Source organism: Klebsiella pasteurii (genome assembly GCF_018139045.1).
In the GTDB taxonomy this organism is placed as follows: domain Bacteria; phylum Pseudomonadota; class Gammaproteobacteria; order Enterobacterales; family Enterobacteriaceae; genus Klebsiella; species Klebsiella grimontii.
In genome coordinates, this window is record NZ_CP073236.1 from 2,317,548 (window position 1) to 2,341,214 (window position 23,667).

Below are 23,667 nucleotides of genomic sequence, written 5' to 3' on the forward strand. Positions count from 1 at the left end.
TCCCAACGCTTATGCTTTGGGCAAGAAACTTGACGAGCTCTGCAGATAGTCAAAGAACCATCTGATAACGAAACTGAACTGAGGGATAAGCTCAGACTTTTGCCAGTCTTCGCTTTTCGCCATACCGGTGAAGCTATCGAGAAAGAACAGAATCGCTGAGACGATTAACACCCCGCGCAGGGCGCCAAAGCAGATCCCTAACACCCTGTCGGTTCCCGACAGGCCGGTTTTTTCCACCAGCTGACCTATCACAAAGTTAACGATAGCGCCGACGATAAGCGTTGCGATAAACAGTATCGCGATAGCAATCCCATTTCGGACCAGTTCGTCTTCAAAGCCCGTGAACCAGACAGCCAGGTAAGTGTAGTAATGACTGGCAACAAAGAAAGCGCATCCCCAGGTTACCAGCGATAAAGCTTCACGAACAAAGCCGCGGATCAGGCTGACCAAAGAGGAAAAACCAATCACCGCTATTATGGCGTAATCAATCCAGACCATATACGTCCCACGATTTTACGCCCTGTCGTCCGGTTCGGGGCGCATTCTAACAGAAAAAGAAAACGTTTGCGTAGGGATTTCCGTGCCCTACAGAAATAAAAATGGCGCTGAAAAAACATTCAACGCCATACTGTCTTTCGCCTCTTCAGGGCGCGTCAGACAGGGGTTCCGGCCCTCTACTCCTTTAAAAAAGAGAGAGTTAGTTCGGGCTGTAGCCCATGACCACGCCGCTAAGTCCTGAAATCTGCTTCAGCTCACCTAGCTGGCCTTTCAGCTTATCCTTCGAAGTATCCGGCCCCACGAGAATACGGGTGATTTTACCCTGCACCGGCGTCGAAGGCGACGTGTAAACTTTAAAGCCAGAAGCACGCAGCTTACCAACAATCTCGTTAACCTTATCGGCGTTCTTCAGCGCGCCCAGTTGCACAACATACGCTTTGCCGGTCGGCGCCGGGATTTCAGCCTGCTGCTGCGGTTTAGGCGGCGGCGTCTGCGCCGCAACCTGCTGCGCCTGTGGTTTCTCTACCGGCTTAGGCTGAGGCTTCGGCTGAGGTTTGGGCTGTGGCTTAGGCGTCACAACCGGCTCCTGCACCACATCAAAGCTGTTGTTGTTCACCGGTATACGCGACGGATCCAGCGATGGCGCAGCGGCATCGCCTGCTCGCACCTCTTCCGCCGCCCCTTCCGGAGGCTGCGAAGGCAGCGCCTGAGTCGCTGCAGGCAGCATATCCGGCTCATCGCGATCCCCCGGCTTTGGCACCAGCGGGATCGCGGCAAACTCATCCTGATAATGTTTTTTCTGACCATCCAACAGCCCTGGCAGGATAATCACCCCCAGCGCCACTAGCACAATCGTCCCGACTAAACGGTTCTGAAACTTACTCGCCACCGATTCTCCCCGCGTCTATTTCTTCCATTACATGCGCCACCGTGTGGAATGAACCACATACCAGCACCGTATCTTCAGGCCTGGCGTCCGCCATCGCGGCATGCCACGCCTGCGCGACGCTAATATAGACTTTGCCTGTGCGCAAATGTTCCAGCAGCTGCTCCGCCGTGGCTCCACGCGGCCCTTCCAGCGGCGCGCAGTACCAGTCGTCAACTTCCGTCTGCAGATTTGCCAGCGTACCTGCAATATCCTTGTCATGCAGCATACCAATAACCGCCAGCACGCGCCCCGTTTTCGATAAGGTTCTGAGACGCCCCGCGAGATATGCCGCCGCGTGCGGATTATGGGCAACATCAAGGATCGTCCGGGGAGCCTCGCTAATTATCTGGAATCGCCCCGGTAGCATCGCGCGTTGTACGCCATCACGAATCGCCTGCTCGCTAACCTTAAGCCCGCTGGCGCGCAGGGCCGCAATCGCCGTAGCCGCATTCGGCATCGGAACCTGCGGCAGCGGCAGATCGGTCAATGCCCCCAGCCGATCGTAGAAAGACCAGCCTTGTTCCCCGGCCTCGTACCGCCAGTCAGCGTCACGGCGCTGGAGCCGCGCCCCTTTTTCATCCGCCACCTGAGCAATGGTCAACGGCATGTCGGGTTCACCGACGATGGCCGCTTTTCCGGCGCGGAAAATACCCGCCTTTTCGCGGCCGATGCTTTCGCGATCCGGCCCCAGCCAGTCGATATGGTCGAGGGCAATACTGGTCACCACCGCCACGTCGGCATCGACGATATTGGTCGCATCCAGCCGGCCGCCAAGACCCACCTCAAGAATCACCACATCCAGCCGCGCCTGCTGAAACAGCCACAGCGCGGAAAGCGTGCCGAACTCAAAATAGCTCAGGGAAATCTCACCGCGCGCGGCTTCAATTTCGGCAAAAGAGGTGGTATGCGCCAGCTCCGTCAACTCCTCGCCCTGCACGCGCACCCGCTCGGTGTAGCGCACCAGATGCGGCGAACTGTAAACCCCAACCTTGTAACCCGCCGCCATCAGCGCCGACTCCAGGGTACGGCAAGTAGTGCCTTTACCGTTGGTCCCCGCCACCGTGAAGACAAACGGCGCCGGTTTTAATACCGCCATCCGCTGCGCGACCTCGCTGACGCGCGCCAGCCCGAGATCGATAGTTTTGCTGTGCAGATGCTCCAGATAAGAAAGCCACGTAGCCAGGGGCGACGTGGCCTGAGGAATAGGTTGTTTTTCCATGATGTCCGGCAAGAGTTAAGATCGCTACGCGTATAAAAAAGGGCAGCGCCGTCAGGCCTGCCCTCTCCATTATCAGGCCTCTGGTTCCTGATCCGGTACCGGCGGCACCACCTCGCCTTCGTGAGCGGGTTCCGGATTTGGCGCCGGAAGGTTCATCAGCTTCGCCAGGATACTGGCCAGCTTCAGACGCATTTCCGGGCGGCGTACGATCATGTCGATCGCCCCTTTCTCGATCAGGAACTCGCTGCGCTGGAACCCCGGCGGCAGCTTCTCGCGAACGGTCTGCTCAATAACGCGAGGGCCGGCAAAGCCGATCAGCGCTTTTGGCTCAGCGATGTTGAGATCGCCCAGCATTGCAAAGCTCGCCGAGACACCGCCCATGGTTGGGTCGGTCAGCACGGAGATATACGGCAAGCCGCGCTCCTGCATTTTCGCCAGCGCAGCGGAGGTTTTCGCCATCTGCATCAGCGACATCAGCGCTTCCTGCATACGCGCGCCGCCGGATGCGGAGAAGCAAATCAGCGGGCAGTTGTCTTCCAGCGCCTGCTCAACCGCGCGAACAAAGCGCGCGCCGACCACTGAGCCCATTGACCCGCCCATAAAGGAGAATTCGAAAGCGGCGGCAACAACCGGCATATCGTGCAGGGTGCCTTTCATAACCACCAGCGCGTCTTTTTCGCCAGTCTCTTTCTGGGCGGACGCCAGACGGTCTTTATACTTTTTCGAATCGCGGAACTTCAGCACATCTTTCGGCTCGAGCTCGCTTCCCAGCTCCACCAGAGAACCTTCGTCCAGCAGGCTATGCAGGCGGTTGCGCGCCGACATGCGCATGTGGTGATCGCACTTAGGGCAAACCTCCAGGTTGCGCTCCAGCTCTGCGCGGTACAATACCTGTCCGCAGCTGTCGCACTTGGTCCATACACCTTCAGGGATACTTGCCTTACGGGTGGGGGTTATATTGCTTTTAATTCGTTCAATCCAGCTCATTGATAACCTTTCTACCTGAACCTGGTCGATGCCAGTTTTGTCGCAAGGGGCGCATAATGCCATTTTTGCCCCTCACAGACCATGAATGTTGCACATTAAATCATAACATCCCGTAACATGGGATAAAAAAGTGGTCGAACCGCTCACACTTCACTCTTCGGACGGCGGCATACCGCCCGAAGAACGTCGCCGCGTTATTTCGCCTGTTTCGCCGCCGCCCGCTTGTGGCGGATGACTTCAATCACGCCAGGCAATACGGAGAGGACGATAATCGCCACAATCAGCAGCTTAAGGTTTTCCTGTACGATCGGCAAATCGCCGAACAGATAACCTGCATAGGTAAACAACAGTACCCACAGCAGCGCGCCAACAACGTTATACATCGCAAAATGACGATAGGACATATGCCCCATTCCTGCCACAAACGGCGCAAACGTTCGGACAATTGGCACGAAACGGGCCAGGATGATGGTTTTACCGCCGTGTCGTTCGTAGAAGCTATGGGTCTTATCCAGGTAGCTGCGGCGGAAAATTTTCGAATTGGGATTGCTGAAAAGCTTTTCACCAAACAGCCGGCCAATCGTGTAGTTCAAGGCATCGCCAACAATCGCGGCAATGACCATCAGCAGCACCATTAAATGCACGTTGAGATCGTTGGTCGGCAGCGCGGAGAGCGCGCCAGCCACAAACAGCAGCGAATCCCCCGGCAGGAACGGCGTGACCACCAGGCCGGTTTCGCAGAACAGAATCAAGAATAAAATCGCGTATACCCAAATGCCGTACTCCGCGACCAGCTCAGCCAGATGCACATCAATATGCAGGATAAAATCAATTAAAAAGTGAATCAGGTCCATAGTTTGCGTTAGCCCTTAATAATCCGGTTAGTCCGCCAGAAACAGCGGGCCCATCGGCATGACCGGGAGGTCGTAGCGGGCCGGATAGTCCACCGACACCAGATACAATCCTTCCGCTTTTGCCGTTGCGGCGGCAAGCGTCCTGTCTTTTGCCGCCAGAAGATCTGCAATCCAGCTCTCTGGCTGGTTACCGGCACCTACTTCCATCAGACTGCCGACAATGTTCCTTACCATATGATGTACAAAGGCATTCGCTTTGATGTCCACCACCACATATGCACCATAACGGGTGACGTTGATGTGCATCACGTTGCGCCACGGCGTGCGCGACTGGCACTGTACCGCACGAAACGAGGTGAAATCATTCTCTCCCAGCAGACACTGAGCGGCGCGCTGCATCCGCTCCGCATCAAGCGGGAGATAATAATGGGTTACGCCGCGGCTCAATACCGCCGGTCGCAGACGATGATTATAGATAACATAACGATAGCGACGCGCCGTGGCGCTAAAGCGAGCGTGAAAGTCTTGCGGAACCGGCTTTACCCAGCGAACCGCAATGTCGCCGGGTAAATTGGCATTAACGCCCAGCGTCCATGCGGCATCCTGACGCTGCGCGCGCGTTTCAAAATGCACCACCTGACCGGTGCCGTGAACGCCGGCGTCCGTACGGCCGGCGCAAAAAACGTTAATAGGCTCATTCGCCACCTGCGAAAGCGCTTTTTCCAGCTTCTCCTGCACGCTGCGAACTTCATTCTGCCGCTGCCAGCCGTAGTACTTGCTGCCATCATATTCGATGCCCAGCGCAATTTTGTAGACCACCGGCTGCTCCATCTCAGACATCAGTACAGATACTCCTGAACCAGCTTCTCAGCGATTTTCACCGCCATCAGCGCGCCGCCAAAACGGACGTTATCGGCGACGGACCAGAACTGCACCTGCTCCGGCATCCCGTAATCGTTATGCACGCAGCCGACGGAAAGGCGGGCATTACCGGAAGCATCGCCGACCTGTGTCGGGAACTCGCCCTCTTCTGACAGCTCGATATCTTCGCCGCGGCTAAGGGCATCGCGCGCCTCTTCCGCCGCCAGCGGGCGCTGCGCTTCAAAGCTGACCATCTGCGCATGACCGTAGAATACCGGTGACTGAACGACGCTTGCGGAGATCATCAGGCCATCATCCTGCAGAATTTTGCGGACTTCATCGACGATACGACGCTCTTCGCGCACGCTTCCTTCCCGATCGGGCAGCAGCGGCAGCATATTGAACGCCAGCTGGCGGCCGAAGAAGTCGTCCTCATCGATCGGAATACCGTTGAGCAGTTTGGCGCTCTGCCCTGCCAGCGCATCCACCGCTTTTTTACCGTGGGCGGAGGCGGACAGCAGGTTGGTCACGCTGATGCGCGACAGGCCGCCCTGATCGATCAGCGGTTTTAACGCCGACAGCAGCTGGCTGGTCAGGCTATTCGGTACCGCAATAACGTTACGATTGCGATAATCCGCCAGCACGAACGGGTTGACATCCGGCACCACCAGCGGCACGTCCGGCTCCAGCGCAAACAGACCGCTTAAATCAATCACCAGACAGCCCGCATTTGTGGCGTCTTCGATATACGCCGCGGTCGCTTCGACACCGGCGGCAAAAAAGGCCAGTTGGACCTGAGTCCAGTCGAATTCGGCCGCATCCTGTACGACTACCGATTTGCCCGAAAAACGCAGATGTTCCCCGGCGCTATCGCTACGCGCCAGGGCATAAATATCCCCCACCGGGAACTGACGATCGGCAAGCGTTTCGAACAGGGCTTCGCCTACGGCGCCCGTTGCGCCCAGTACGGCAATATTCCAGCCTTCAGACATGGTGGTGTACTCCAGAAAAAAGCAGCCCTGCCGGATTATCCAGCAGGAGCATTAAGATGATATTAACGAACAGGATGATGTACGGCGTTGAAGCCCAGTTGGCGCAACAGCGTCGCCGCCTGCGCATCGCTGCACTGCACGTATAGCGAAGACCATTCACGGCGTTCCTGATAATTTTTGCGCAGTTTGTCGAACTCGCCCACAACGCCCGCGACTTTTCGCAGCGGCGCATCATCGCGGCGCACATCATACACCAAATGCGCCAGCCGTTTTAGCGTTGCCTGATCGAGCGGCCCGTGCAACGTAATGCGGCCAAACTCCGGCGCCGGCAGCAACGTGTCCAGCGCCACCTGCTGTGGATGACCAATAAACGCGCTGTAGGCCTCAAAAACCTGCGTCGTACCGCGCGCTTTTCCTTCAAGGGTATAACCGGCAATATGCGGCGTACCAATATCCACCCGCTTGAGCAATTCGGTATTCAGGTCCGGCTCCGGCTCCCAGACATCCAGTACCACGCTTAAGGACTGATTGGCCTGCAGCCGCTGCAGCAGCGCGCCGTTATCCACCACCGGCCCACGGCAGGCGTTGATTAAAATCGTCCCCGGCTTCAGGCGGCGAATCAGCGCTTCATCCGCCAGGTGCAGCGTTTTGTACTGCCCTTCCTTATAGAGCGGCGTGTGGAAAGTCAGAATGTCCGCTTCCTGCACCAGCTCGTCGAGGGTGCGAAAATCGCCCTCATCGCCACGATCGGCGCGCGGCGGATCGCAAAGCAGAGTTTTTATTCCCAGCGCCTCAAGGCGCTTTTGCAGGCGCCCGCCCACGTTGCCGACGCCCACGATCCCGACGGTACGGTCGCTAAGCGCAAAACCATCGCGTTCGGCCAGTATTAATAACGCGGAAAAAACATATTCCACCACCGCGATAGCGTTGCAGCCCGGGGCCGCGGAAAAGCCGATTCCCGCCTGATGCAGCCACGCCTGATCGACATGATCGGTACCCGCCGTCGCGGTGCCAACAAATTTGATCGCCTTGCCGGAAAGCAGCGCTTCGTTAACTTTGGTGACGGATCGCACCATCAGCGCATCGGCGTCATTCAACGCATCGACCGGGACAGGGCGGCCAGCAACGGCCTTGACTTCCCCCAGGCGGCTAAAAAGCTCGCGCGCATAGGGCATATTTTCATCAACGAGGATTTTCACGGTTCAGTACCTGTCTGAGAGCGAGAGTAAACCGGGGAAGTGTGCCATAATCTGGCCGCCAGGAACATCATCACCCGGCCCTTAGTACAGCAATACGCAAAGGATTAATCATGACGCAACCCGTTTCAGGTATGTCCGAACGCCCTCCGGGATCGGGCGAACCTCCGCTCACCACTCAGCAGCGCACCGCGCTTGAGCGGCTCATTACGCGCCTGGTGGCCTTAACCTCGCAGCAAAATGCGGAAGTGTGGGCCTGCGTAAAACACGATCTTAGCCTGAAAAACGACGCGCCGCTGCTGGCAAGCCATTTTGCCGCCGCCGAGAACAGCCTGAACCAGCGCTTAATCCTCGCCCAGCAAAATCATCACCGTCGGCAAATCCTGGCGCAGCTGAGCGAACTGCTGAACCAGGGCAACAATCGCCAGGCGGTCAGCGATTATATTCGTCAGCATGACGGTCAAACCGCGCTGCATGCCTTGACCCAGCCGCAGCTGGAGAATGTTCTGCAACTCCTGCAAAGCGGCCAGCTCTCGATTCCTCAGCCGCAGCAGCGCCCGCCAACGCATCGTCCGCTGCTGCCAGCAGAACACAACACGCTCAATCAGCAGGTGACTAAACTCGCCGCGGCCACCGGCGAGTCCAGCAAGCTTATCTGGCAATCCATGCTGGAGCTAAGCGGCGTCAAGAGCGGAGAGCTGATCCCGGCTACCCACTTTACGCCCCTCTCGTACTGGCTCCACGCGCGGCAAACGCTCAGTTCGCAGGCTGCGCCGACGTTGACCTCGCTGCAGGCCGCATTAAAACAGCCGCTTGAAGCCGCAGAATGGCAAAGAGTGATGGATTTTGCCCAAACCCACTGGCACGCGACGGCGCAAACGCCGCTCAGCGCAGCGCAGCTGTTGACGCTGCTTAACAAAATTTTTGTGCTCAGGGTAGCCAGAGCCCAGGAGACGCTGGCGATCCCGCCGGTTCAGGCGCCTCCCGCCTCAACGCGGCTGGCATTGAAAAAACCGTGGGTTATCGCGCTGGCAGTTATCGTGGTGCTTGCCCTGTTGTGGTTGGTGATTTAAGGACATATCATTCGGCCCGCATGCCGGGCCGAATGAAGCGCTACTTACGCAGCGACACCAGGGTAACCAGGATCCCCAGCACGGCGCATATCGCCGCAGCCAGGAAGACCGAAGAGTAGCCCAACGAAGTCGCGAGCAGCCCGGTAAGCGGGCCGGTGACGCCGTAAGAGATATCCTGAAACGCGGCATAGCCGCCAAGCGCCGTTCCCCGTACCTGCGGTGGTACCCGCTTCACGACCTCGACGCCCAGCGCCGGGAAGATAAGCGAGCATCCGCAGCCGGTTAGCGCCGCGCCCGCCAGCGCGATCCAGGCATTGGGCGCCTGCCAAAGCAGCGCCAGGCCTATCGCTTCAATCAGTAGCGAAACGATGGCCACTTTTACCCCGCCGAAGCGATCCGGCATCCAGCCAAACAGCACGCGCATCAGCACGAATGCCCCGCCAAACGCGGTCAGCGTAAAGCCGGCCATCGCCCAGCCATTGCTGGCGAAATACAAAGAGACAAAGGTACCAATTACCGCGAAGCCAACGCCCTGAAGACCAAGACCGATACCGGGCCGCCAGATCATTCCGACCACGCTCCACAGCGACGGGCGGTCGCCGCCGTGAGCAGGAATTTTACGCACCGTGCCGTTAATCGCCCAGGCCACTAACGGCAGTACCATGGTGACGCAGGCCAGCGCCGCGACGCCGTAATGGCTGTAAATTAGCAGCCCCAGCGGGGCCCCGGCCGCCAGCGAGCCGTAGATCGCCATGCCGTTCCACGACATGACTTTACCGGATCGCATGGGACCCACCAGCCCCATCCCCCAGCTTAAATTCCCGGTGAGCAGCTGGCTTTCCCCAAACCCCAGAATCAGGCGGCCAAGCACCAGCAGGCCAAACTTCGCCATGACCGGCACCGGCAGCAGCGCCGCGCACAGCCAGGCGCCACCCGCCAGCGCGCAGGCCAGCATCCCCTGAAGTACAGAGCGTTTGGCGCCGTACTGGTCGGCAAGGCGGCCGGCATAGCCTCGAGTTAATACGGTCGCCAGAAATTGAATACCGACAGCGATGCCAACCATGGTGTTGCCGAATCCCAGTTCCTGATGGACAAACAAGGGGATAACCGGTAGCGGCAGGCCGACGGTCATATAGGTCAGAAAAACGGCAAAAGTGATGCGAAACAGCGAACCATTCGCTGAAGGGTTATGTTTTGTTTCAGTGACTGCGGACATGCTTTACTCCAGTTCGCAGAGTAAGGCGAGGTGATAGCCACGCCCTCTCCACCTGATTATCAGGGTTAAGGCGCGTTGGATGACGTTAAACGCTTACGCATTATCTGAGAGACTAATGTTGTGGCAGGAGTTTGCCTTTTCGCGCAGGGGTCTGTCAAGAATACAAAAAAGGGGAGCCAACGGGCTCCCCTTGTAAAGTGTGCTCGTTATGCGCTGTATTTGCGCATCACCAGCGTAGCGTTAGTCCCGCCAAAGCCGAAACTGTTAGACATCACGGTCTTCAGCGCGCGTTCAGTCGGCTCGGTCACGATATTCAGGCCAGCCGCCTGCTCGTCCATCTCTTCAATGTTGATGCTCGGCGCAATAAAGCCGTGTTCCAGCATCAGCAGGGAGTAGATAGCTTCCTGTACGCCAGCGGCGCCCAGGGAGTGACCGGTCATCGCTTTGGTCGCGGAGATAGCCGGGCTGTTATCGCCAAAGACTTCACGAATCGCCCCCAGCTCCTTCACATCGCCTACCGGGGTAGAAGTGCCGTGGGAGTTCAGATAGTCAATCGGCGTATCAACACCGTCCATCGCCATCTTCATGCAGCGAACCGCACCTTCACCGGACGGGGCAACCATGTCTGCGCCATCGGACGTTGCGCCGTAACCAACGATTTCAGCATAGATGTGCGCGCCGCGCGCCAGGGCATGTTCCAGCTCTTCAACCACAACCATACCGCCGCCGCCCGCGATAACAAAACCATCACGGTGGGTATCATAGGTACGGGACGCTTTTTCCGGCGTTTCGTTGTATTTGGTGGACAGCGCGCCCATCGCATCGAATTCGCACGCCATTTCCCAGCACAGCTCTTCGCCGCCGCCAGCAAACACGATATCCTGTTTGCCCAGTTGGATTTGTTCAACAGCGTTACCGATGCAGTGTGCGGAAGTCGCGCAAGCGGAGCTGATGGAGTAGTTCACACCGTAGATTTTGAACGGTGTTGCAAGGCAAGCGGACACCGCGGACGCCATCGCTTTGGTCACCACGTAAGGGCCAACCGCTTTCAGGCCGCGCGGGCTGCGCATTGCGTCAGCGCCGAAAACCTGAGATTTAGAAGAACCGCCGGAACCGGCAATCAGACCCACGCGCGGGTTTTGCTGATAGACTTCATCTTTCAGGCCAGCATCTTCAATAGCCTGCTGCATAGAGAGATAGGAATAGATAGAGGCATCGTTCATGAAACGAACCACTTTACGGTCGATCAAGCCGGTGGTGTCCAGTTTGACGTTGCCCCATACGTGGCTGCGCATTCCCGAATCTTTAAACTCTTCAGAGAAAGTGATCCCGGAGCGTCCTTCACGCAGAGATGCCAGGACTTCCTGCTGGTTATTACCAATACTGGAAACGATGCCCAGGCCAGTAATCACTGCACGTTTCATTCAATACCTCTGTAAGTCGCACTATAGTAAGTTTCGAGTCGCACAATAGCGTACACTTGTACGCCGAACAAGTCCGATCAGCCAATTTGTGTATAAATTTGCGCCCTCAGGCACACATCGTTAAGATCGTTCTACGCCTTGTGATTCGAGTAACTTACGTGAAACAAAACGCCATACAACCTGCCAACCTGGAATTCAACGCTGAGGGTACACCTGTTTCCCGAGATTTTGACGATGTGTACTTTTCCAATGACAACGGTCTGGAAGAGACGCGCTACGTCTTCCTCGGCGGCAATCGGCTCAATGAACGTTTTCCAGGACATCCCCGCCCGTTTTTTGTGGTTGCCGAAAGCGGGTTCGGTACCGGCCTCAATTTCCTCACGCTGTGGCAGGCGTTTGACGTTTTTCACCGTGAGAATCCACAAGCTACCCTGCAAAGATTACATTTCATCAGTTTCGAAAAATTTCCGCTGAAAGCGGACGACCTGCGCCTTGCTCACCAGCGCTGGCCGGAACTTGCAACCTGGGCCGAGCAGCTGCAGGCGCAGTGGCCTCTGCCCATCGCGGGCTGCCATCGTCTGCTGCTGGACGAGGGTCGGGTCACGCTGGACTTGTGGTTTGGCGATATTAATCAGCTGACCAACGAGCTCGATGATTCGCTTAATCGGCAGGTAGATGCCTGGTTTCTCGACGGCTTTGCCCCCGCAAAAAACCCGGACATGTGGACAGCGGAGCTGTTTGCGGCGATGGCCCGACTGGCCAGACCCGGCGGCACCCTGGCGACCTTCACCTCCGCCGGTTTTGTGCGTCGCGGGCTGCAGGAAGCCGGCTTCAGCATGCAGAAGCGCAAAGGTTTTGGCCGCAAGCGCGAAATGCTCACCGGTGAAATGCTTCAGACGCTGGAGATCCCCGCGCGCGCGCCGTGGTTTGCCCGCAGCGGTACGGAACATCGCGATGCCGCGATTATCGGCGGGGGGATCGCCAGCGCCCTGCTCGCGCTGGCGCTGCTGCGCCGCGGATGGCAGGTGACGTTATACTGCGCCGACAGCGCGCCGGCCGAAGGCGCCTCCGGAAACCGCCAGGGTGCGCTCTATCCGCTGCTCAGCCAGCACGATCCCGCCCTTGCCCGCTTCTTCCCAGCGGCGTTTACTTTCGCCCGCCGCCTGTACGACACGCTGCCGGTGATGTTCGATCATGAATGGTGCGGCGTGACGCAGCTGGGCTGGGATGCAAAAAGCGCGCAGAAAATCGCTCAGATGATTGAGCTTAATCTTCCGCCAGAAATCGCCGTCGCCGTGAACGCCGAGGCCGCAGAGCAACAAACCGGTGTCGAAACCGGCTGCGGCGGCATCGCCTATCCGGCAGGCGGCTGGCTTTGTCCGCAGCAGTTAACCACTGAGCTGCTGGCTCTCGCCGCGACTCGCGGACTCCTCGTTCACTATGATTACCCGGTAAAGGCTCTCAGCGCAGACAATGGCGGCTGGCAGTTAAACCAACGGCAGTACCACGAGGTCGTGATACTGGCCAACGGCCATAAGTTGACCCACTTCAGCCAGACGGAGCATCTTCCCATGTACCCGGTTGCCGGTCAGGTTAGCCATATTCCGACGACGCCAGGGCTATCGAAATTGCGCCAGGTCCTGTGCTACAACGGCTACCTGACGCCGCAAAACCCGCATAATAAGCAACACTGCATTGGCGCAAGCTACCACCGAGGGCAAGCAGAAGCCGCATTTAGCGCCGACGATCAGCAGCAGAATCGGCAACGCCTGATTGACTGCTTCCCGCAGGCGGAATGGACGCGGGAGGTAGACGTGAGCGCAAATCAGTCACGCAGCGGCGTGCGTTGTGCAACCCGCGATCATTTGCCGATGGTCGGCAACGTACCTGATTATGACGCTACCTTAAGCGCATATGCCTCGTTGGCTGAACATCAGGAGCAGGCCGGAGAAGCGCCGGTTTACCGCAACCTGTATATGCTGGGCGCGCTGGGTTCACGCGGCCTGTGCTCCGCGCCGCTGGCGGCTGAAATTCTGGCGTCGCAAATGAGCCATGAGCCACTCCCCATGGATAAAGAAACGCTGGCGGCGCTGAACCCTAACCGGCTGTGGGTCAGAAAGCTGCTGAAAGGGAAAGCGGTGAAATAATTGAGGGAAAACGGGCCCGGCGGAGCGATCGCCGGGCTTTGGCGAAGAGCAGAACTATTTCTGCATCGCCTTCTGATACAGACTGTTCCACATTTCCTGCACCAGAATCTGATCCGGCGGCGACAGTTCGCCCGCGCTGATGGCTTTTTCCAGGCTCTGGGCTACTTTGTCATGCACCGCTTGCGCAGTATGCTCGTCCTCTCCTTCCAGCTCGGCCACCGCCAGCGTCAGGTGGCCGCGCAGATAACCGCCGGCAAACAGTTCGTCATCACTGGCGTGGTCGACCATATTATCTATTAACGCCAGAATGCGTGATTCAAACTCCGCGATCATCTTCTTTCCTCATAGTATGTAAAGCGTGGCCTTAGTGCAGGTCTTCCGGCCACGGGAACTGTTCTGCCGTCAAGGGCGGCGTTTGGTAATATTCTTGCAGCGCCTGAATGAAACGCGCGGGACGCTCGGGGATCCCCTGCTCCAGATAGGTCATCACCTGGGCATGCACGCGCCGCTGAAAAGCGATGCGGTCAGGCTCAAAATCCCCTTCCAGGTTGTCGCAGCTGACGTTAAAGGGATATCCCGCCGCCACGCAAAACAGCCAGTCAAACGCCTGAGGCTTCACCTCGACGTCTTCAAATTTAGACTGGGTCATCGCGTCGCGGCCGTCCGGGCAGTACCAGTAACCGAAATCAACCTGCTCACGGCGCGCCTTTCCGGCAATACACCAGTGCGATATCTCGTGCAGTCCGCTGGCGTAAAAGCCGTGGGCAAAGACGATGCGGTTGTACGGCACATCATCATCTGCCGGAAGATAGATCGGTTCGTCATCGCCTTTAATCAGACGGGTATTAAAATCGTCAGCAAAACAGCCGTCGAAGATTTCGATCAGCTGTTCATATTTATGCGTGCTGTTCATTAGTTCATCCCCAGCCAGTGGAGGATCTCCTGTCCATGGCTGTCATAAAGCAGTTTTGCACTCATCACCGCCGACACCACGACGATCATCGGTCGAATCAGTGACTGTCCTTTGCTCAGCACCAGCCGCGATCCCGCGCGAGCGCCGATAAATTGCCCAGCCATCATCACAAAGCCGGTAGCCCAAATGACCTTACCGCCGATGATAAACAGCAGCAGGCCGCCAACGTTAGAGGTCGCATTCAGCAATTTTGCATGCGCGGTCGATTTCGCCAGGTTGAACCCGGCCAGCGTGACGAACGCCAGCGCGTAAAAAGATCCGGCGCCCGGGCCAAAGAAACCGTCGTAAAAGCCAACGCAGCCGCCGGCAATCAGGGCAAACGGCAGGCCATACAGACGGCGCTGCCGGTCCTCTTCACCGAGCTTCGGCATCAGCAGAAAATAGAGGCCGATACCGATAACCAGAATGGGCAGTATTTGCTTAAGAACGTCGGACTGAACGTGCTGAACCAGCAGCGCGCCGCCGGTCGAGCCGAGAAAGGTCATCAGAATATTGAGCTTCTGATCGGCCAGATTCACCACCTTGCGGCGAATGAAATACAGCGAAGCGGAAAGCGACCCGCCGCAGGCCTGCAGCTTGTTGGTGGCCAGCGCCTGCGCAGGGGGAAGACCCGCCGCCATCAGGGCCGGCACGGTCAATAACCCGCCGCCGCCCGCCAGAGAATCGATGAAACCCGCCAGAATGGCCACGAAGAACAGTACGACCAGTACCGTCGGTGACACCATAAAAACGTCGAGAAAACTATCCATTAAAGAATATGCTCATCCAGTAGCGCCTGGCAGGAAGGCGGCAGCGGAGGCGGCGTCTTCTTCACAGGAGGGGTTGATCCCGGCTTAGGGGGTTCAAACCAGCTTTGCAATTCCGCGCCGCAGCCGTCGCCGGCCGGAGGCGGGGTCTGGTCTTCACACTCGAGGCTGCCTGCCGGGCAGCGCAGGCGCACGTGCATATGCGCGCGGTGCTGGAACCACGGGCGGACCTTGCGTAGCCAGTCGCGATCGTTACCGGCATCAAGGCACAGCTGCTGCTTAATCGCCGGGTTGACGAAAATACGCGTGACTTCGCTATCTTCCGCCGCCATCTTAATCAGCTGGCTGATTTGCGGGCTCCACAACGACGGCACCACGCGCTTGCCGTCGCGGGCCACCAGATCCAGAGCCTGCGGCTTCAGCAGCTGAGCTGAACTCCAGCGCGCCTGCGGCAGCTGAAGAAAAATATCGACGTCCAGCCCGGACTGATGGCTGGCGTGGCCGCCGTTAAAGCGTCCCCCGGCTGGCATACCCATGTCGCCAATCAGCACCGTTCCCATGCCTTTATTGTGCGCCTGATTGCTCAGACGCTGAATAAACTGCACGAGGTCCGGATGGCCGAAGTAGCGGTTTTGATCGGTACGCATCACCTGATAGCCGGTGGCGTTTAACGGCAGCGCCTGCGCGCCAACGATACAGCCATTGGCAAACGCGCCAATGGACTGCGGGCTGCCGCTAACGGGCTGCGTGATTTTCTGCCACGGCGTTGCCGCCAGACTGGTACCGCTGGCGAGAAGCGCCAGCAGTGCGATAACGGTTTTTTTCATCTATTACCAGCGTGGAATTGATGTCGTCACGTCGCCGTTTTGCGCGCGCTGACGCATAAAGTGATCCATTAACACGATCGCCAGCATCGCTTCGGCAATAGGTACCGCGCGAATACCGACGCAAGGATCGTGACGCCCTTTGGTGATCATCTCAACTTCTTCGCCTAAGCGATTGATCGTGTGTCCAGGTACGGTAATGCTGGAGGTCGGCTTCAGCGCGATATTCGCCACGATCTGCTGACCGCTGCTGATGCCGCCGAGAATGCCGCCCGCGTGGTTGCTCTGGAAGCCCGCTTTGGTAATTTCATCGCGGTTTTCGCTGCCGCGCAGTTTCACCACCTCAAAACCATCGCCAATTTCTACGCCCTTCACCGCATTAATGCTCATCAGCGCGTGCGCGATATCGGCATCCAGACGGTCAAACACCGGTTCGCCCAGCCCCGGCGGTACGCCATCGGCCACCACCGTGACTTTCGCCCCGATGGAGTCGCCCTCTTTTTTCAGGCCGCGCATCAGTTCATCAAGCGCTTCGATTTTGTCCGGATCCGGGCAGAAGAACGGGTTCTGCTCTACCTGATCCCACGCTTTTATCGCCAGCGGGATATCGCCCATCTGGGTCAGGCAACCGCGAATCACAATACCGAATTTCGCGGCAAGGAATTTCTTGGCAATCGCCCCGGCGGCCACGCGCATAGCGGTTTCACGCGCGGAGGAACGACCGCCGCCGCGATAGTCGCGCAGACCATATTTCTGCTCGTAGGTGTAGTCTGCGTGTCCCGGACGGAAAACGTCCTTAATGGCACCGTAGTCCTGAGAACGCTGGTCGGTATTCTCAATCAGCAGGCCAATGCTGGTCCCGGTGGTTACGCCCTCGAATACGCCGGAGAGGATCTTCACCTGGTCCGGCTCGCGGCGCTGGGTGGTATAGCGCGAGGTTCCCGGACGACGACGATCGAGATCGTGCTGGAGATCGGCTTCGGTTAGCGGAATGCCTGGCGGCACGCCGTCAACAATGCAGCCCAGCGCCAGGCCATGCGACTCGCCGAACGTCGTGACGCGAAAGAGTTGTCCAATTGTGTTTCCTGCCATCACGGCTCCGTTTTTGTCGTTATGTTTGCGTGTTGTTTTAGTCTTTATAAATACCGAAATGCGCGCGCGCGGCAATCAGCTGCGGTTTAGTCAGCATAAAGACGCCATCGCCGCCGTTTTCAAACTCCAGCCAGGTAAACGGCACGTCAGGATATTGCTCCATCAGATGTACCATGCTGTTACCGACTTCACAAATCAGGATACCGTCATCGCTGAGATAATCCGGCGCGCAGGCCAGGATCCGGCGGGTCAATTTCAGGCCATCGCTACCGGAGGCCAGTCCCAGAACCGGTTCATGGCGATATTCGCCCGGCAGGTCGGACATATCTTCTTCATCGACGTACGGCGGATTGGTCACGATCAGATCGTATTGTACCTTCGGCAGATCGCGGAATAGATCGGAGCGAATAGGCGTCACGTTATGAATTAAGCCGTGATCTTCCACGTTCTGCTCGGTCACGGCCAGCGCGTCAGGAGAAATATCCACCGCATCGACTTCCGCTTCCGGGAAAGTGTATGCGCAGGCGATAGCGATACAGCCGCTGCCGGTGCACATATCGAGGATGTGCTGCGGATAGTGGTCAATCAGGCCGGAAAAATGGTTGTTAATGAGTTCGCCAATCGGCGAACGCGGCACCAGCACGCGCTCATCAACGTAAAACTCATGGCCGCAGAACCAGGCTTTATTGGTCAGATAAGCGACCGGAATGCGCTCGTTAATACGGCGAATGACGCGCTCAACGATGCGATGTTTTTCGCTTGAAGTCAGACGCGCCGTACGCATATCTTCCGGAATATCAAGCGGCAGATACAGTGACGGCATCACCAGTTGTACGGCTTCATCCCACGGGTTATCGGTGCCGTGTCCGTACCAGATATTTGCGGCGCTAAAGCGGCTTACCGCCCAACGCAGCATGTCCTGAATGGTATGAAGCTCATTAACGGCTTCATCAACAAAAATTTTATCCACGCTATCCCCCAGGGCACGCTCTGCTATAAATTCGGCGGCTAGTTTGCCACGAAGACGGGGATAAATCAGCATTCTTACGTCAGGCGGAGGGGGAAAAATAGGTTTTCCTTGCCTGGATGCGTGGCGAGTCGGGTAAACTACCGACAAAGAAAAAATGAGATCAGGTAATGAAAAAGAAAACATCGCTAAGCGAGGAGGATCAGGCATTGTTCCGGCAGTTGATGACCGGCACGCGTCAGATTAAGCAAGACACCATCGTTCATCGCCCGCAGCGTAAAAAAATCGCTGAAGTACCGCCCAAGCGGCTGCTCCAGGAGCAAGCGGATAACAGCCACTATTTTTCCGATGAGTTTCAGCCACTGCTGAATACCGAAGGGTCGGTTAAATATGTGCGCTCAGACGTCAGCCATTTTGAGCTGAAAAAGCTGCGTCGGGGTGATTATTCGCCGGAGCTGTTTCTCGACCTGCACGGTTTAACCCAGCAGCAGGCCAAGCAGGAACTGGGAGCCTTGATTGCCGCCTGCCGTCGCGAGCACGTATTCTGCGCCTGCGTAATGCACGGGCATGGGAAGCATATTCTCAAACAGCAAACGCCGCTGTGGCTGGCTCAGCACCCACATATTATGGCGTTTCATCAGGCACCAAAAGAGTACGGCGGAGACGCCGCACTGCTGGTACTGATTGAAGTTGAAGAGTGGCAACCGCCGGAGCTTCCGTAAACGTCAGCCCCGGAGGGAATCAGATAGCCTTAGCCATCTTCAAATTGCAGGGGCTCATTTGCCAGTTGAACTCGCCTTTGCCGCTGGAATCAAGCGTGACGCAGGCAATCGCCGAAGTGGTGAACATCGGGGGAGTTTCCCCCGGGCACAGCTCTGAGACAAGATACCCCACCAGAGGGAGGTGAGACACGACCAGCGCCGTCGCCACACCTTCATTTGCCAGCGCCTGCAAATAAGCGCTAACCATGCCAACGTCGCCGCACGGCGTGAGTTCCGGCATCACGTCGACATCTTTTGGCAGATTCATGCACTCCCCAACAATTTCCAGCGTCTGTTCAGCACGCAGGTAGGGACTCACAAGAACCCGCTCAATATCCACTTTTTGACCTTTCAGCCAGGTAGCCATCTGACGAGACTCATCGCAACCGCAGACGGTTAATGGACGAACCGAGTCACTGGCTGCATCGAGGGCAGCGTCGCCGTGACGCATGATAAAAACTTGCATATTGCACCGCTTTTGTTAACCAGAAGCACCGCGGTCTTACCCACGTAGACGATACGCAGGTGACCCGGTGGCCGGGCATTGTGCCTGATCCATTCAACGAATGAAACGCTGTTTTTTACCTCAATGGCGTAAGTATAGTCAACTATTGCTTACAAAATCGCCAAAGCTCAGCGCCGTTCATTGCCGGATTTACCTTCTTTGACCACAACTTAGGTCGTACGTTCCTCAGCGGGCCAAAAGGTCGCCCCCTGCTCGGCCATGTGTAACAAAGTGTCACATGGTGTAAAACGCGGGCCGTATTGAGCGGCCAGGCGCTGCAGTATCGCCGCCACCTCCCCCGCTCCCAGGGTATCCATATAGCGGAACGGGCCGCCAAGAAACGGCGGAAAACCAATGCCAAACACGGCGCCGATGTCACCATCGCGGGCGCTGCGAACCACTCGCTCATCGAAGCAGCGCGCCGCTTCGTTAAGCATCATCATCACGCAACGTTCCGCCACCTGCTGCGCGGACAAGCGCGCCTGTGGAGAGGAAATACCCAGTAAAGCGTAGATCGCAGGATCGGGCCGTTTTTTGCTTTTACGCCCTTTTGCCGCATAAAGATAGAAACCCCGGTTATTTTTTCTCCCTTTGCGATCGTCATTCAGAATCGAGCTAATGATGTTTGCAGGCGGGCTAAAACGTTCTCCCCATGCGGCCTCCAGCACTGGGATAATTTTGGTGCCGGTATCGATCCCCACTTCATCAAGGAGCTGAATCGGGCCAACCGGAAAACCGAATTTAACCAAAGCGTTATCAATATGCTCTATCGGCTCGCCTTCCATCAACAGGCGCATGGCTTCATTGATGTAGGGGGCCAGAATGCGGTTAACATAAAAGCCCGCATTATCGGCGACGACAATCGGCGTTTTACCCTGCAGTTTAGCCAGCTTAACCGCCGTCGCAATTGTCTGCCGATCCGTACCACTATGTGGAATCACCTCCACCAGCGGCATTTTGTCTACCGGGCTAAAGAAATGAAGCCCGATGACCCGCTGCGGCCTGCTTGCATGCGCCGCGATCTCGCCGATCGGTAAAGACGACGTGTTAGAAGCAAAGATCGTCTCCGGACGACAGTGCTGTTCAACTTCGCCGACCATTTTTTGCTTGAGCGCAAGATCTTCAAACACCGCTTCAATCACCACATCGCGATGTGCGAATCCCTGGTAATCCAGCGAACCGGATATTAACCCCATCTGGCGATCGCGCTCGCTGGCGCGCAGATAGCGGCGGCGCACCTGTATATCGAGCAGATCCCAGCTATACTTCAGCGCGTGATTTATCCCACGCGGCTGGATGTCCTTAATGCGTACCGGTAATCCGCCTTTGCAGGCGGTGACGTAAGCGATACCGCCCCCCATGAGTCCTCCGCCCAGAATGCCCACGCTGCGCAGCGCGACGGGTTCAGCATCCGCGCCGCGATCTTTTTTCAGATCGGTGCTGGCGAAAAAAATCGACCGTAGCGCCTGCGATTGCGGCGTCATCGCCAGCTCGCCAAAAGCGCGGGCCTCCTCGGCGTATCCGCTGCTGCAGCCCTGCGCCAGTCCGGTTTCCATCACCTGCAAAATGCGCTCTGTAGCCGGGTAGTTCCCCTGGGTTTTGTGATGCGTCTTTTTCGCCACCAGACGAAACAGCAGGCTGCGGCCAAGCGGGCCTGCGAGAATACGTTCACGCGCCGGAACAGCGCGGCTTGCCGGGCGGCCCTTGAGCGCCAGTTCAACCGCGGTTCGCAGCAGGATAGTCTGCGGCACCACCTCATCGACCAACCCCGCCTTCAGGGCCTGTCGCGGGCGAAGCTGCTTACCGGTGAGGATCATCTCCAGCGCGCCGCTGACGCCAATTAATCGCGGTAGACGCTGAGTTCCTCCGGAGCCGGGCAGCAGCCCCAGCTGTACTTCCGGGAGGCCAAGCCGGGTTTTATCGTCATCGCTGCATACCCGCCCGTGGCAGGCCAGCGCCAGCTCAAGCCCGCCGCCCAGGCATGCGCCGTGGATAGCGGCAATCACCGGAATCGGCAGCCCGTGGATCTCGGCCATGATTTGCTGACCCTGACGGGCAAGCGCCTCCGCCTCCTGCGCGGAATGGCTGCGGGCAATCATATTGATATCCGCCCCGGCGATAAAATTATCCGGTTTTGCCGAGATAAACACCGCGCCGCGCAGTTCCTTGTTGTCACGGATCTGACGGATGATCCCCCGTACCTCGCTGGCGAACTCAGCTTTCAGGGTATTCATTTTTTCGCCGGGCGCGTCAATGGTGATGACGGCGATATTGTCCGGGCGAACCTCAAGCGTAAATGCCGATACGGTTTCCATTATTCAGCCTCCAGAACCATCGCTGAACCCAATCCCCCCGCCGCGCAGGCGGTGACCAGCCCAAAACCTCCGCCGCGACGCCGCAGCTCATGCAGCGTTTGGGTGATCATCCGCGCGCCGGTGGCGGCAAACGGATGACCGTAGGCAATCGAGCCGCCCAGCACGTTAAATTTACTCTCGTCCACTTCCCCGATAGCCTGAGAGCGGCCAAGCACTTCGCGGGCAAAGCGATCGCTGGCCATACAGTGCAGGTTGGCCAGCGTTTGCGCGGCAAAAGCTTCGTGCATGTCTATTAAGGTCAAATCAGCCAGCGTCAGCCCCGCTCTTTCCAGCGCCAGCGGCGTCGACCAGGCCGGGCCCAGAAGCATATCCTGGCGAACATCAATCGCGGTGAAAGCGTAGCTTCGCAGATAGCCCAGCGGGACAAGACCCAGCTCTTTCGCCCGGGACTCGGTCATCAGGATCACCGCCGCCGCCCCATCGGTTAGCGGCGTACTGTTAGCGGCGGTCACGCTCCCGTGTTGACGATCGAAAGCCGGGCGTAACTTTTGGTAATCCGCCAGGGTTGAATTTTTACGAATATTATTGTCCTGCTCCAGCGGCTCACGGAACGGCGGCGTGTATGCCGTCATCACTTCTGCCGATAGCTTCCCTTCCTCCCAGGCTTTGGCGGCAAGCTGGTGCGAACGAAGCGCCAGCGCATCCTGCCGTTCGCGAGTGATACCCCAGGTTTTCGCCATTTGTTCGGCGGTATCCCCCATTCGCAGCCCGGTTGAGTATTCGGCAACGGCTGGCGGTACGGGCAGAAGGTCGCGAAAACGCAGACGGGAAAATAGCTTAAGGCGCTGCCCCAGGGTACGGGCTTTATTGGCGTCAACCAGCGTTCGGGCAAGTTTTTTGCTGACGCCAATGGGTAATACGGAAGAGGAGTCGGCCCCGCCGGCGATACCCGCGCGAATAGTGCCTGCCATCAGGCTTTCCGCGACGTTGGCCACCGCCTGAAAGCTGGTCGCGCAGGCGCGGCTGACACTATAGGCGTCAGTATGCACACTCATGCCGGTCCCCAGTACAATTTCCCGGGCGATATTCGGCGCTTCCGGCATTTGCACCACCTGACCAAATACCAGCTGCTCTATTATGTCCGCGGGGATAGTACTGCGAGCCAGCATTTCGCCGACCACCAGTTTACCTAAATCAACGGCCGGCACGCCGTGGAAAGCCGTCGCCTGTCGGGCAAACGGAGTACGTAGACCGCTGACTATCGCGATACGATCGCCCTGGCGGGTGACTAGCGGTAATGCCTGACTCATAACGCTCCCCTGTTAACCGATAAAACAAAGTGGTCTGACCTGATAACAGTTTTAACTAATATTTTACATTAAGCCAATCGGGGAAGCGAAAAAGTGGGAGCCAAAACACATTGATTAGAAAAGGTAACGCCCCTGACATGAGGGGCGTCCGGGGGAAGGATTAGCGTAGGCCGAGCTGGAAAATCAGAGTTTCAGCTTCACAGCTGAACACGAAATCGATATCCAGCTTCACGCCGCCATTAACGTCTGTAAAGTTCGGGGTGATTTTGCACGGCTCAGATTCAACGTTACGCGCTCTTTCGCTTAATGCGGCGAGCGTTTCTTCTGCTTCGGCACGGTTCGCAAACACGCGGCTATAGGATGCGGTGCAATCGGTGTTGTCCATAATGGTGCCAACATCCATACAGCAGCAAACCGGGGTTTCATCAGCACTGCATTTACTCATCGTAGATTTCCTCTGTATATGCACTCAAAGTGCCAGACAAACAATGTGCTTATTTTACGCCCGGGGCATGCCAGCCTCCAGTCGTTAATGGCGACAAACGGGATAAGTGACCGAAATCACACTTAAAAATGATCCAAAACAAAAACCGCCCACTTTGGGTATCAGCTGCCTCGGCAAAATTGCCAACTGGATCGCGTTTCTTAGATCACAATTGAAAAAACTTATAAACAAACTTGCAACATATCATCTGGTCAGACCTATACTCAGCGCACTGGTCTGATTTCTCTGTCGTAAAGCAGACCCTACACTTCGCGCTCCTGTTACAGCATGTAAC

At 57.3% G+C, this 23,667-nt stretch carries 23 protein-coding genes; 3 read left to right on the forward strand and 20 right to left on the reverse strand.

What is annotated here, in order from left to right; genetic code table 11:
* Positions 1-9 precede the first annotated feature (9 nt).
* From cvpA to pdxB, 8 genes are all read right to left on the reverse strand, one after another.
* Complete coding sequence (gene cvpA, locus KCG39_RS10775; protein ID WP_004104143.1) at positions 10-498, reverse strand: colicin V production protein; 489 nt, start codon at positions 496-498, stop codon at positions 10-12.
* Positions 499-697: 199 nt separating this feature from the next.
* Positions 698-1,387 carry a cell division protein DedD gene (gene dedD / locus KCG39_RS10780; protein WP_087829167.1) on the reverse strand — a complete coding sequence of 230 codons (690 nt, stop codon included), beginning with the start codon at positions 1,385-1,387 and terminating at the stop codon, positions 698-700.
* Entirely contained in the window at positions 1,377-2,645 is a 1,269-nt protein-coding gene (folC, locus tag KCG39_RS10785) for a bifunctional tetrahydrofolate synthase/dihydrofolate synthase (RefSeq protein WP_112165573.1), read from the reverse strand. Before folC ends, dedD begins: the two co-directional genes overlap by 11 nt.
* A gap of 72 nt (positions 2,646-2,717) precedes the next feature.
* Positions 2,718-3,632 carry an acetyl-CoA carboxylase, carboxyltransferase subunit beta gene (accD, locus tag KCG39_RS10790; protein ID WP_004870882.1) on the reverse strand — a complete coding sequence of 305 codons (915 nt, stop codon included), beginning with the start codon at positions 3,630-3,632 and terminating at the stop codon, positions 2,718-2,720.
* 194 nt (positions 3,633-3,826) lie between these two features.
* On the reverse strand, positions 3,827-4,486 hold the full coding sequence (locus KCG39_RS10795; RefSeq protein ID WP_004123217.1) for a DedA family protein: 660 nt from the start codon (positions 4,484-4,486) through the stop codon (positions 3,827-3,829).
* A gap of 27 nt (positions 4,487-4,513) precedes the next feature.
* A complete protein-coding gene (gene truA / locus KCG39_RS10800; RefSeq protein ID WP_004123224.1) occupies positions 4,514-5,326 on the reverse strand; it encodes a tRNA pseudouridine(38-40) synthase TruA in 813 nt (270 codons plus the stop codon).
* Positions 5,326-6,339: an aspartate-semialdehyde dehydrogenase gene (locus tag KCG39_RS10805; RefSeq protein ID WP_004123225.1), complete on the reverse strand. Its 1,014-nt coding sequence runs from the start codon at positions 6,337-6,339 to the stop codon at positions 5,326-5,328. Before KCG39_RS10805 ends, truA begins: the two co-directional genes overlap by 1 nt.
* A gap of 62 nt (positions 6,340-6,401) precedes the next feature.
* The gene (gene pdxB, locus KCG39_RS10810; protein ID WP_049114649.1) at positions 6,402-7,538 is read right to left on the reverse strand and encodes a 4-phosphoerythronate dehydrogenase PdxB; all 1,137 of its coding nucleotides are present in this window, start codon (positions 7,536-7,538) and stop codon (positions 6,402-6,404) included.
* A gap of 110 nt (positions 7,539-7,648) precedes the next feature.
* Here pdxB and flk point away from each other — a divergent pair, with 110 nt between their 5' ends.
* Complete coding sequence (gene flk, locus KCG39_RS10815; protein ID WP_004123231.1) at positions 7,649-8,608, forward strand: flagella biosynthesis regulator Flk; 960 nt, start codon at positions 7,649-7,651, stop codon at positions 8,606-8,608.
* Between the two features lie 40 nt (positions 8,609-8,648).
* Here flk and KCG39_RS10820 read toward each other — a convergent pair whose 3' ends face one another.
* Positions 8,649-9,824 (reverse strand): MFS transporter, encoded by a 1,176-nt coding sequence (locus KCG39_RS10820; RefSeq protein WP_004123233.1) that lies wholly within the window; start codon positions 9,822-9,824, stop codon positions 8,649-8,651.
* Between the two features lie 206 nt (positions 9,825-10,030).
* Positions 10,031-11,248, reverse strand: a complete 1,218-nt coding sequence (fabB, locus tag KCG39_RS10825; RefSeq protein ID WP_004123236.1) for a beta-ketoacyl-ACP synthase I — start codon at positions 11,246-11,248, stop codon at positions 10,031-10,033.
* Between the two features lie 158 nt (positions 11,249-11,406).
* On the opposite strand from fabB, the gene mnmC reads away from it, so the two are divergent.
* Entirely contained in the window at positions 11,407-13,395 is a 1,989-nt protein-coding gene (gene mnmC, locus KCG39_RS10830) for a bifunctional tRNA (5-methylaminomethyl-2-thiouridine)(34)-methyltransferase MnmC2/FAD-dependent 5-carboxymethylaminomethyl-2-thiouridine(34) oxidoreductase MnmC1 (protein ID WP_087829185.1), read from the forward strand.
* Between the two features lie 54 nt (positions 13,396-13,449).
* Here the strand turns inward: mnmC and KCG39_RS10835 are convergent, their stop codons facing one another.
* The 6 genes from KCG39_RS10835 to prmB are packed head-to-tail and all read right to left on the reverse strand — an operon-like array spanning position 13,450 to position 18,000.
* Entirely contained in the window at positions 13,450-13,728 is a 279-nt protein-coding gene (locus KCG39_RS10835) for a YfcL family protein (protein WP_004123241.1), read from the reverse strand.
* Positions 13,729-13,759: 31 nt separating this feature from the next.
* Entirely contained in the window at positions 13,760-14,308 is a 549-nt protein-coding gene (locus KCG39_RS10840; RefSeq protein WP_004123243.1) for an elongation factor P hydroxylase, read from the reverse strand.
* Entirely contained in the window at positions 14,308-15,117 is an 810-nt protein-coding gene (locus KCG39_RS10845) for a sulfite exporter TauE/SafE family protein (RefSeq protein ID WP_004123247.1), read from the reverse strand. Before KCG39_RS10845 ends, KCG39_RS10840 begins: the two co-directional genes overlap by 1 nt.
* Positions 15,117-15,941, reverse strand: a complete 825-nt coding sequence (mepA, locus tag KCG39_RS10850) for a penicillin-insensitive murein endopeptidase (protein ID WP_004123249.1) — start codon at positions 15,939-15,941, stop codon at positions 15,117-15,119. Before mepA ends, KCG39_RS10845 begins: the two co-directional genes overlap by 1 nt.
* 3 nt (positions 15,942-15,944) lie before the next feature.
* Positions 15,945-17,030, reverse strand: a complete 1,086-nt coding sequence (aroC, locus tag KCG39_RS10855) for a chorismate synthase (protein WP_004123252.1) — start codon at positions 17,028-17,030, stop codon at positions 15,945-15,947.
* A gap of 37 nt (positions 17,031-17,067) precedes the next feature.
* Complete coding sequence (gene prmB / locus KCG39_RS10860; RefSeq protein WP_142468014.1) at positions 17,068-18,000, reverse strand: 50S ribosomal protein L3 N(5)-glutamine methyltransferase; 933 nt, start codon at positions 17,998-18,000, stop codon at positions 17,068-17,070.
* 167 nt (positions 18,001-18,167) lie between these two features.
* Between prmB and smrB the strand changes: the two genes are divergently transcribed.
* A complete protein-coding gene (gene smrB, locus KCG39_RS10865) occupies positions 18,168-18,719 on the forward strand; it encodes an endonuclease SmrB (RefSeq protein ID WP_004123257.1) in 552 nt (183 codons plus the stop codon).
* 19 nt (positions 18,720-18,738) lie between these two features.
* On the opposite strand, the gene sixA is transcribed toward smrB, so the two are convergent.
* From sixA to KCG39_RS10885, 4 genes are all read right to left on the reverse strand, one after another.
* A complete protein-coding gene (gene sixA, locus KCG39_RS10870; RefSeq protein WP_032741921.1) occupies positions 18,739-19,224 on the reverse strand; it encodes a phosphohistidine phosphatase SixA in 486 nt (161 codons plus the stop codon).
* A gap of 209 nt (positions 19,225-19,433) precedes the next feature.
* Positions 19,434-21,578, reverse strand: coding sequence for a fatty acid oxidation complex subunit alpha FadJ (fadJ, locus tag KCG39_RS10875; protein ID WP_142468015.1), 2,145 nt, complete (start codon positions 21,576-21,578; stop codon positions 19,434-19,436).
* Positions 21,578-22,888, reverse strand: a complete 1,311-nt coding sequence (gene fadI / locus KCG39_RS10880) for an acetyl-CoA C-acyltransferase FadI (RefSeq protein WP_004123265.1) — start codon at positions 22,886-22,888, stop codon at positions 21,578-21,580. The genes fadJ and fadI overlap by 1 nt, the downstream gene beginning before the upstream one ends.
* A 160-nt stretch (positions 22,889-23,048) precedes the next feature.
* Positions 23,049-23,333, reverse strand: coding sequence for a YfcZ/YiiS family protein (locus tag KCG39_RS10885; protein WP_004123267.1), 285 nt, complete (start codon positions 23,331-23,333; stop codon positions 23,049-23,051).
* Positions 23,334-23,667 lie beyond the last annotated feature (334 nt).

Excerpts from the sequence above, each read along its gene's own strand:
- cvpA (WP_004104143.1), bottom strand. The coding sequence starts at position 498 with ATGGTCTGGATTGATTACGCCATAATAGCGGTGATTGGTTTTTCCTCT.
- folC (WP_112165573.1), bottom strand. The coding sequence starts at position 2,645 with ATGGAAAAACAACCTATTCCTCAGGCCACGTCGCCCCTGGCTACGTGG.
- accD (WP_004870882.1), bottom strand. The coding sequence starts at position 3,632 with ATGAGCTGGATTGAACGAATTAAAAGCAATATAACCCCCACCCGTAAG.
- KCG39_RS10795 (WP_004123217.1), bottom strand. The coding sequence starts at position 4,486 with ATGGACCTGATTCACTTTTTAATTGATTTTATCCTGCATATTGATGTG.
- truA (WP_004123224.1), bottom strand. The coding sequence starts at position 5,326 with ATGTCTGAGATGGAGCAGCCGGTGGTCTACAAAATTGCGCTGGGCATC.
- KCG39_RS10805 (WP_004123225.1), bottom strand. The coding sequence starts at position 6,339 with ATGTCTGAAGGCTGGAATATTGCCGTACTGGGCGCAACGGGCGCCGTA.
- flk (WP_004123231.1), top strand. The coding sequence starts at position 7,649 with ATGACGCAACCCGTTTCAGGTATGTCCGAACGCCCTCCGGGATCGGGC.
- KCG39_RS10820 (WP_004123233.1), bottom strand. The coding sequence starts at position 9,824 with ATGTCCGCAGTCACTGAAACAAAACATAACCCTTCAGCGAATGGTTCG.
- fabB (WP_004123236.1), bottom strand. The coding sequence starts at position 11,248 with ATGAAACGTGCAGTGATTACTGGCCTGGGCATCGTTTCCAGTATTGGT.
- KCG39_RS10835 (WP_004123241.1), bottom strand. The coding sequence starts at position 13,728 with ATGATCGCGGAGTTTGAATCACGCATTCTGGCGTTAATAGATAATATG.
- KCG39_RS10840 (WP_004123243.1), bottom strand. The coding sequence starts at position 14,308 with ATGAACAGCACGCATAAATATGAACAGCTGATCGAAATCTTCGACGGC.
- KCG39_RS10845 (WP_004123247.1), bottom strand. The coding sequence starts at position 15,117 with ATGGATAGTTTTCTCGACGTTTTTATGGTGTCACCGACGGTACTGGTC.
- mepA (WP_004123249.1), bottom strand. The coding sequence starts at position 15,941 with ATGAAAAAAACCGTTATCGCACTGCTGGCGCTTCTCGCCAGCGGTACC.
- aroC (WP_004123252.1), bottom strand. The coding sequence starts at position 17,030 with ATGGCAGGAAACACAATTGGACAACTCTTTCGCGTCACGACGTTCGGC.
- smrB (WP_004123257.1), top strand. The coding sequence starts at position 18,168 with ATGAAAAAGAAAACATCGCTAAGCGAGGAGGATCAGGCATTGTTCCGG.
- sixA (WP_032741921.1), bottom strand. The coding sequence starts at position 19,224 with ATGCAAGTTTTTATCATGCGTCACGGCGACGCTGCCCTCGATGCAGCC.
- fadJ (WP_142468015.1), bottom strand. The coding sequence starts at position 21,578 with ATGGAAACCGTATCGGCATTTACGCTTGAGGTTCGCCCGGACAATATC.
- fadI (WP_004123265.1), bottom strand. The coding sequence starts at position 22,888 with ATGAGTCAGGCATTACCGCTAGTCACCCGCCAGGGCGATCGTATCGCG.
- KCG39_RS10885 (WP_004123267.1), bottom strand. The coding sequence starts at position 23,333 with ATGAGTAAATGCAGTGCTGATGAAACCCCGGTTTGCTGCTGTATGGAT.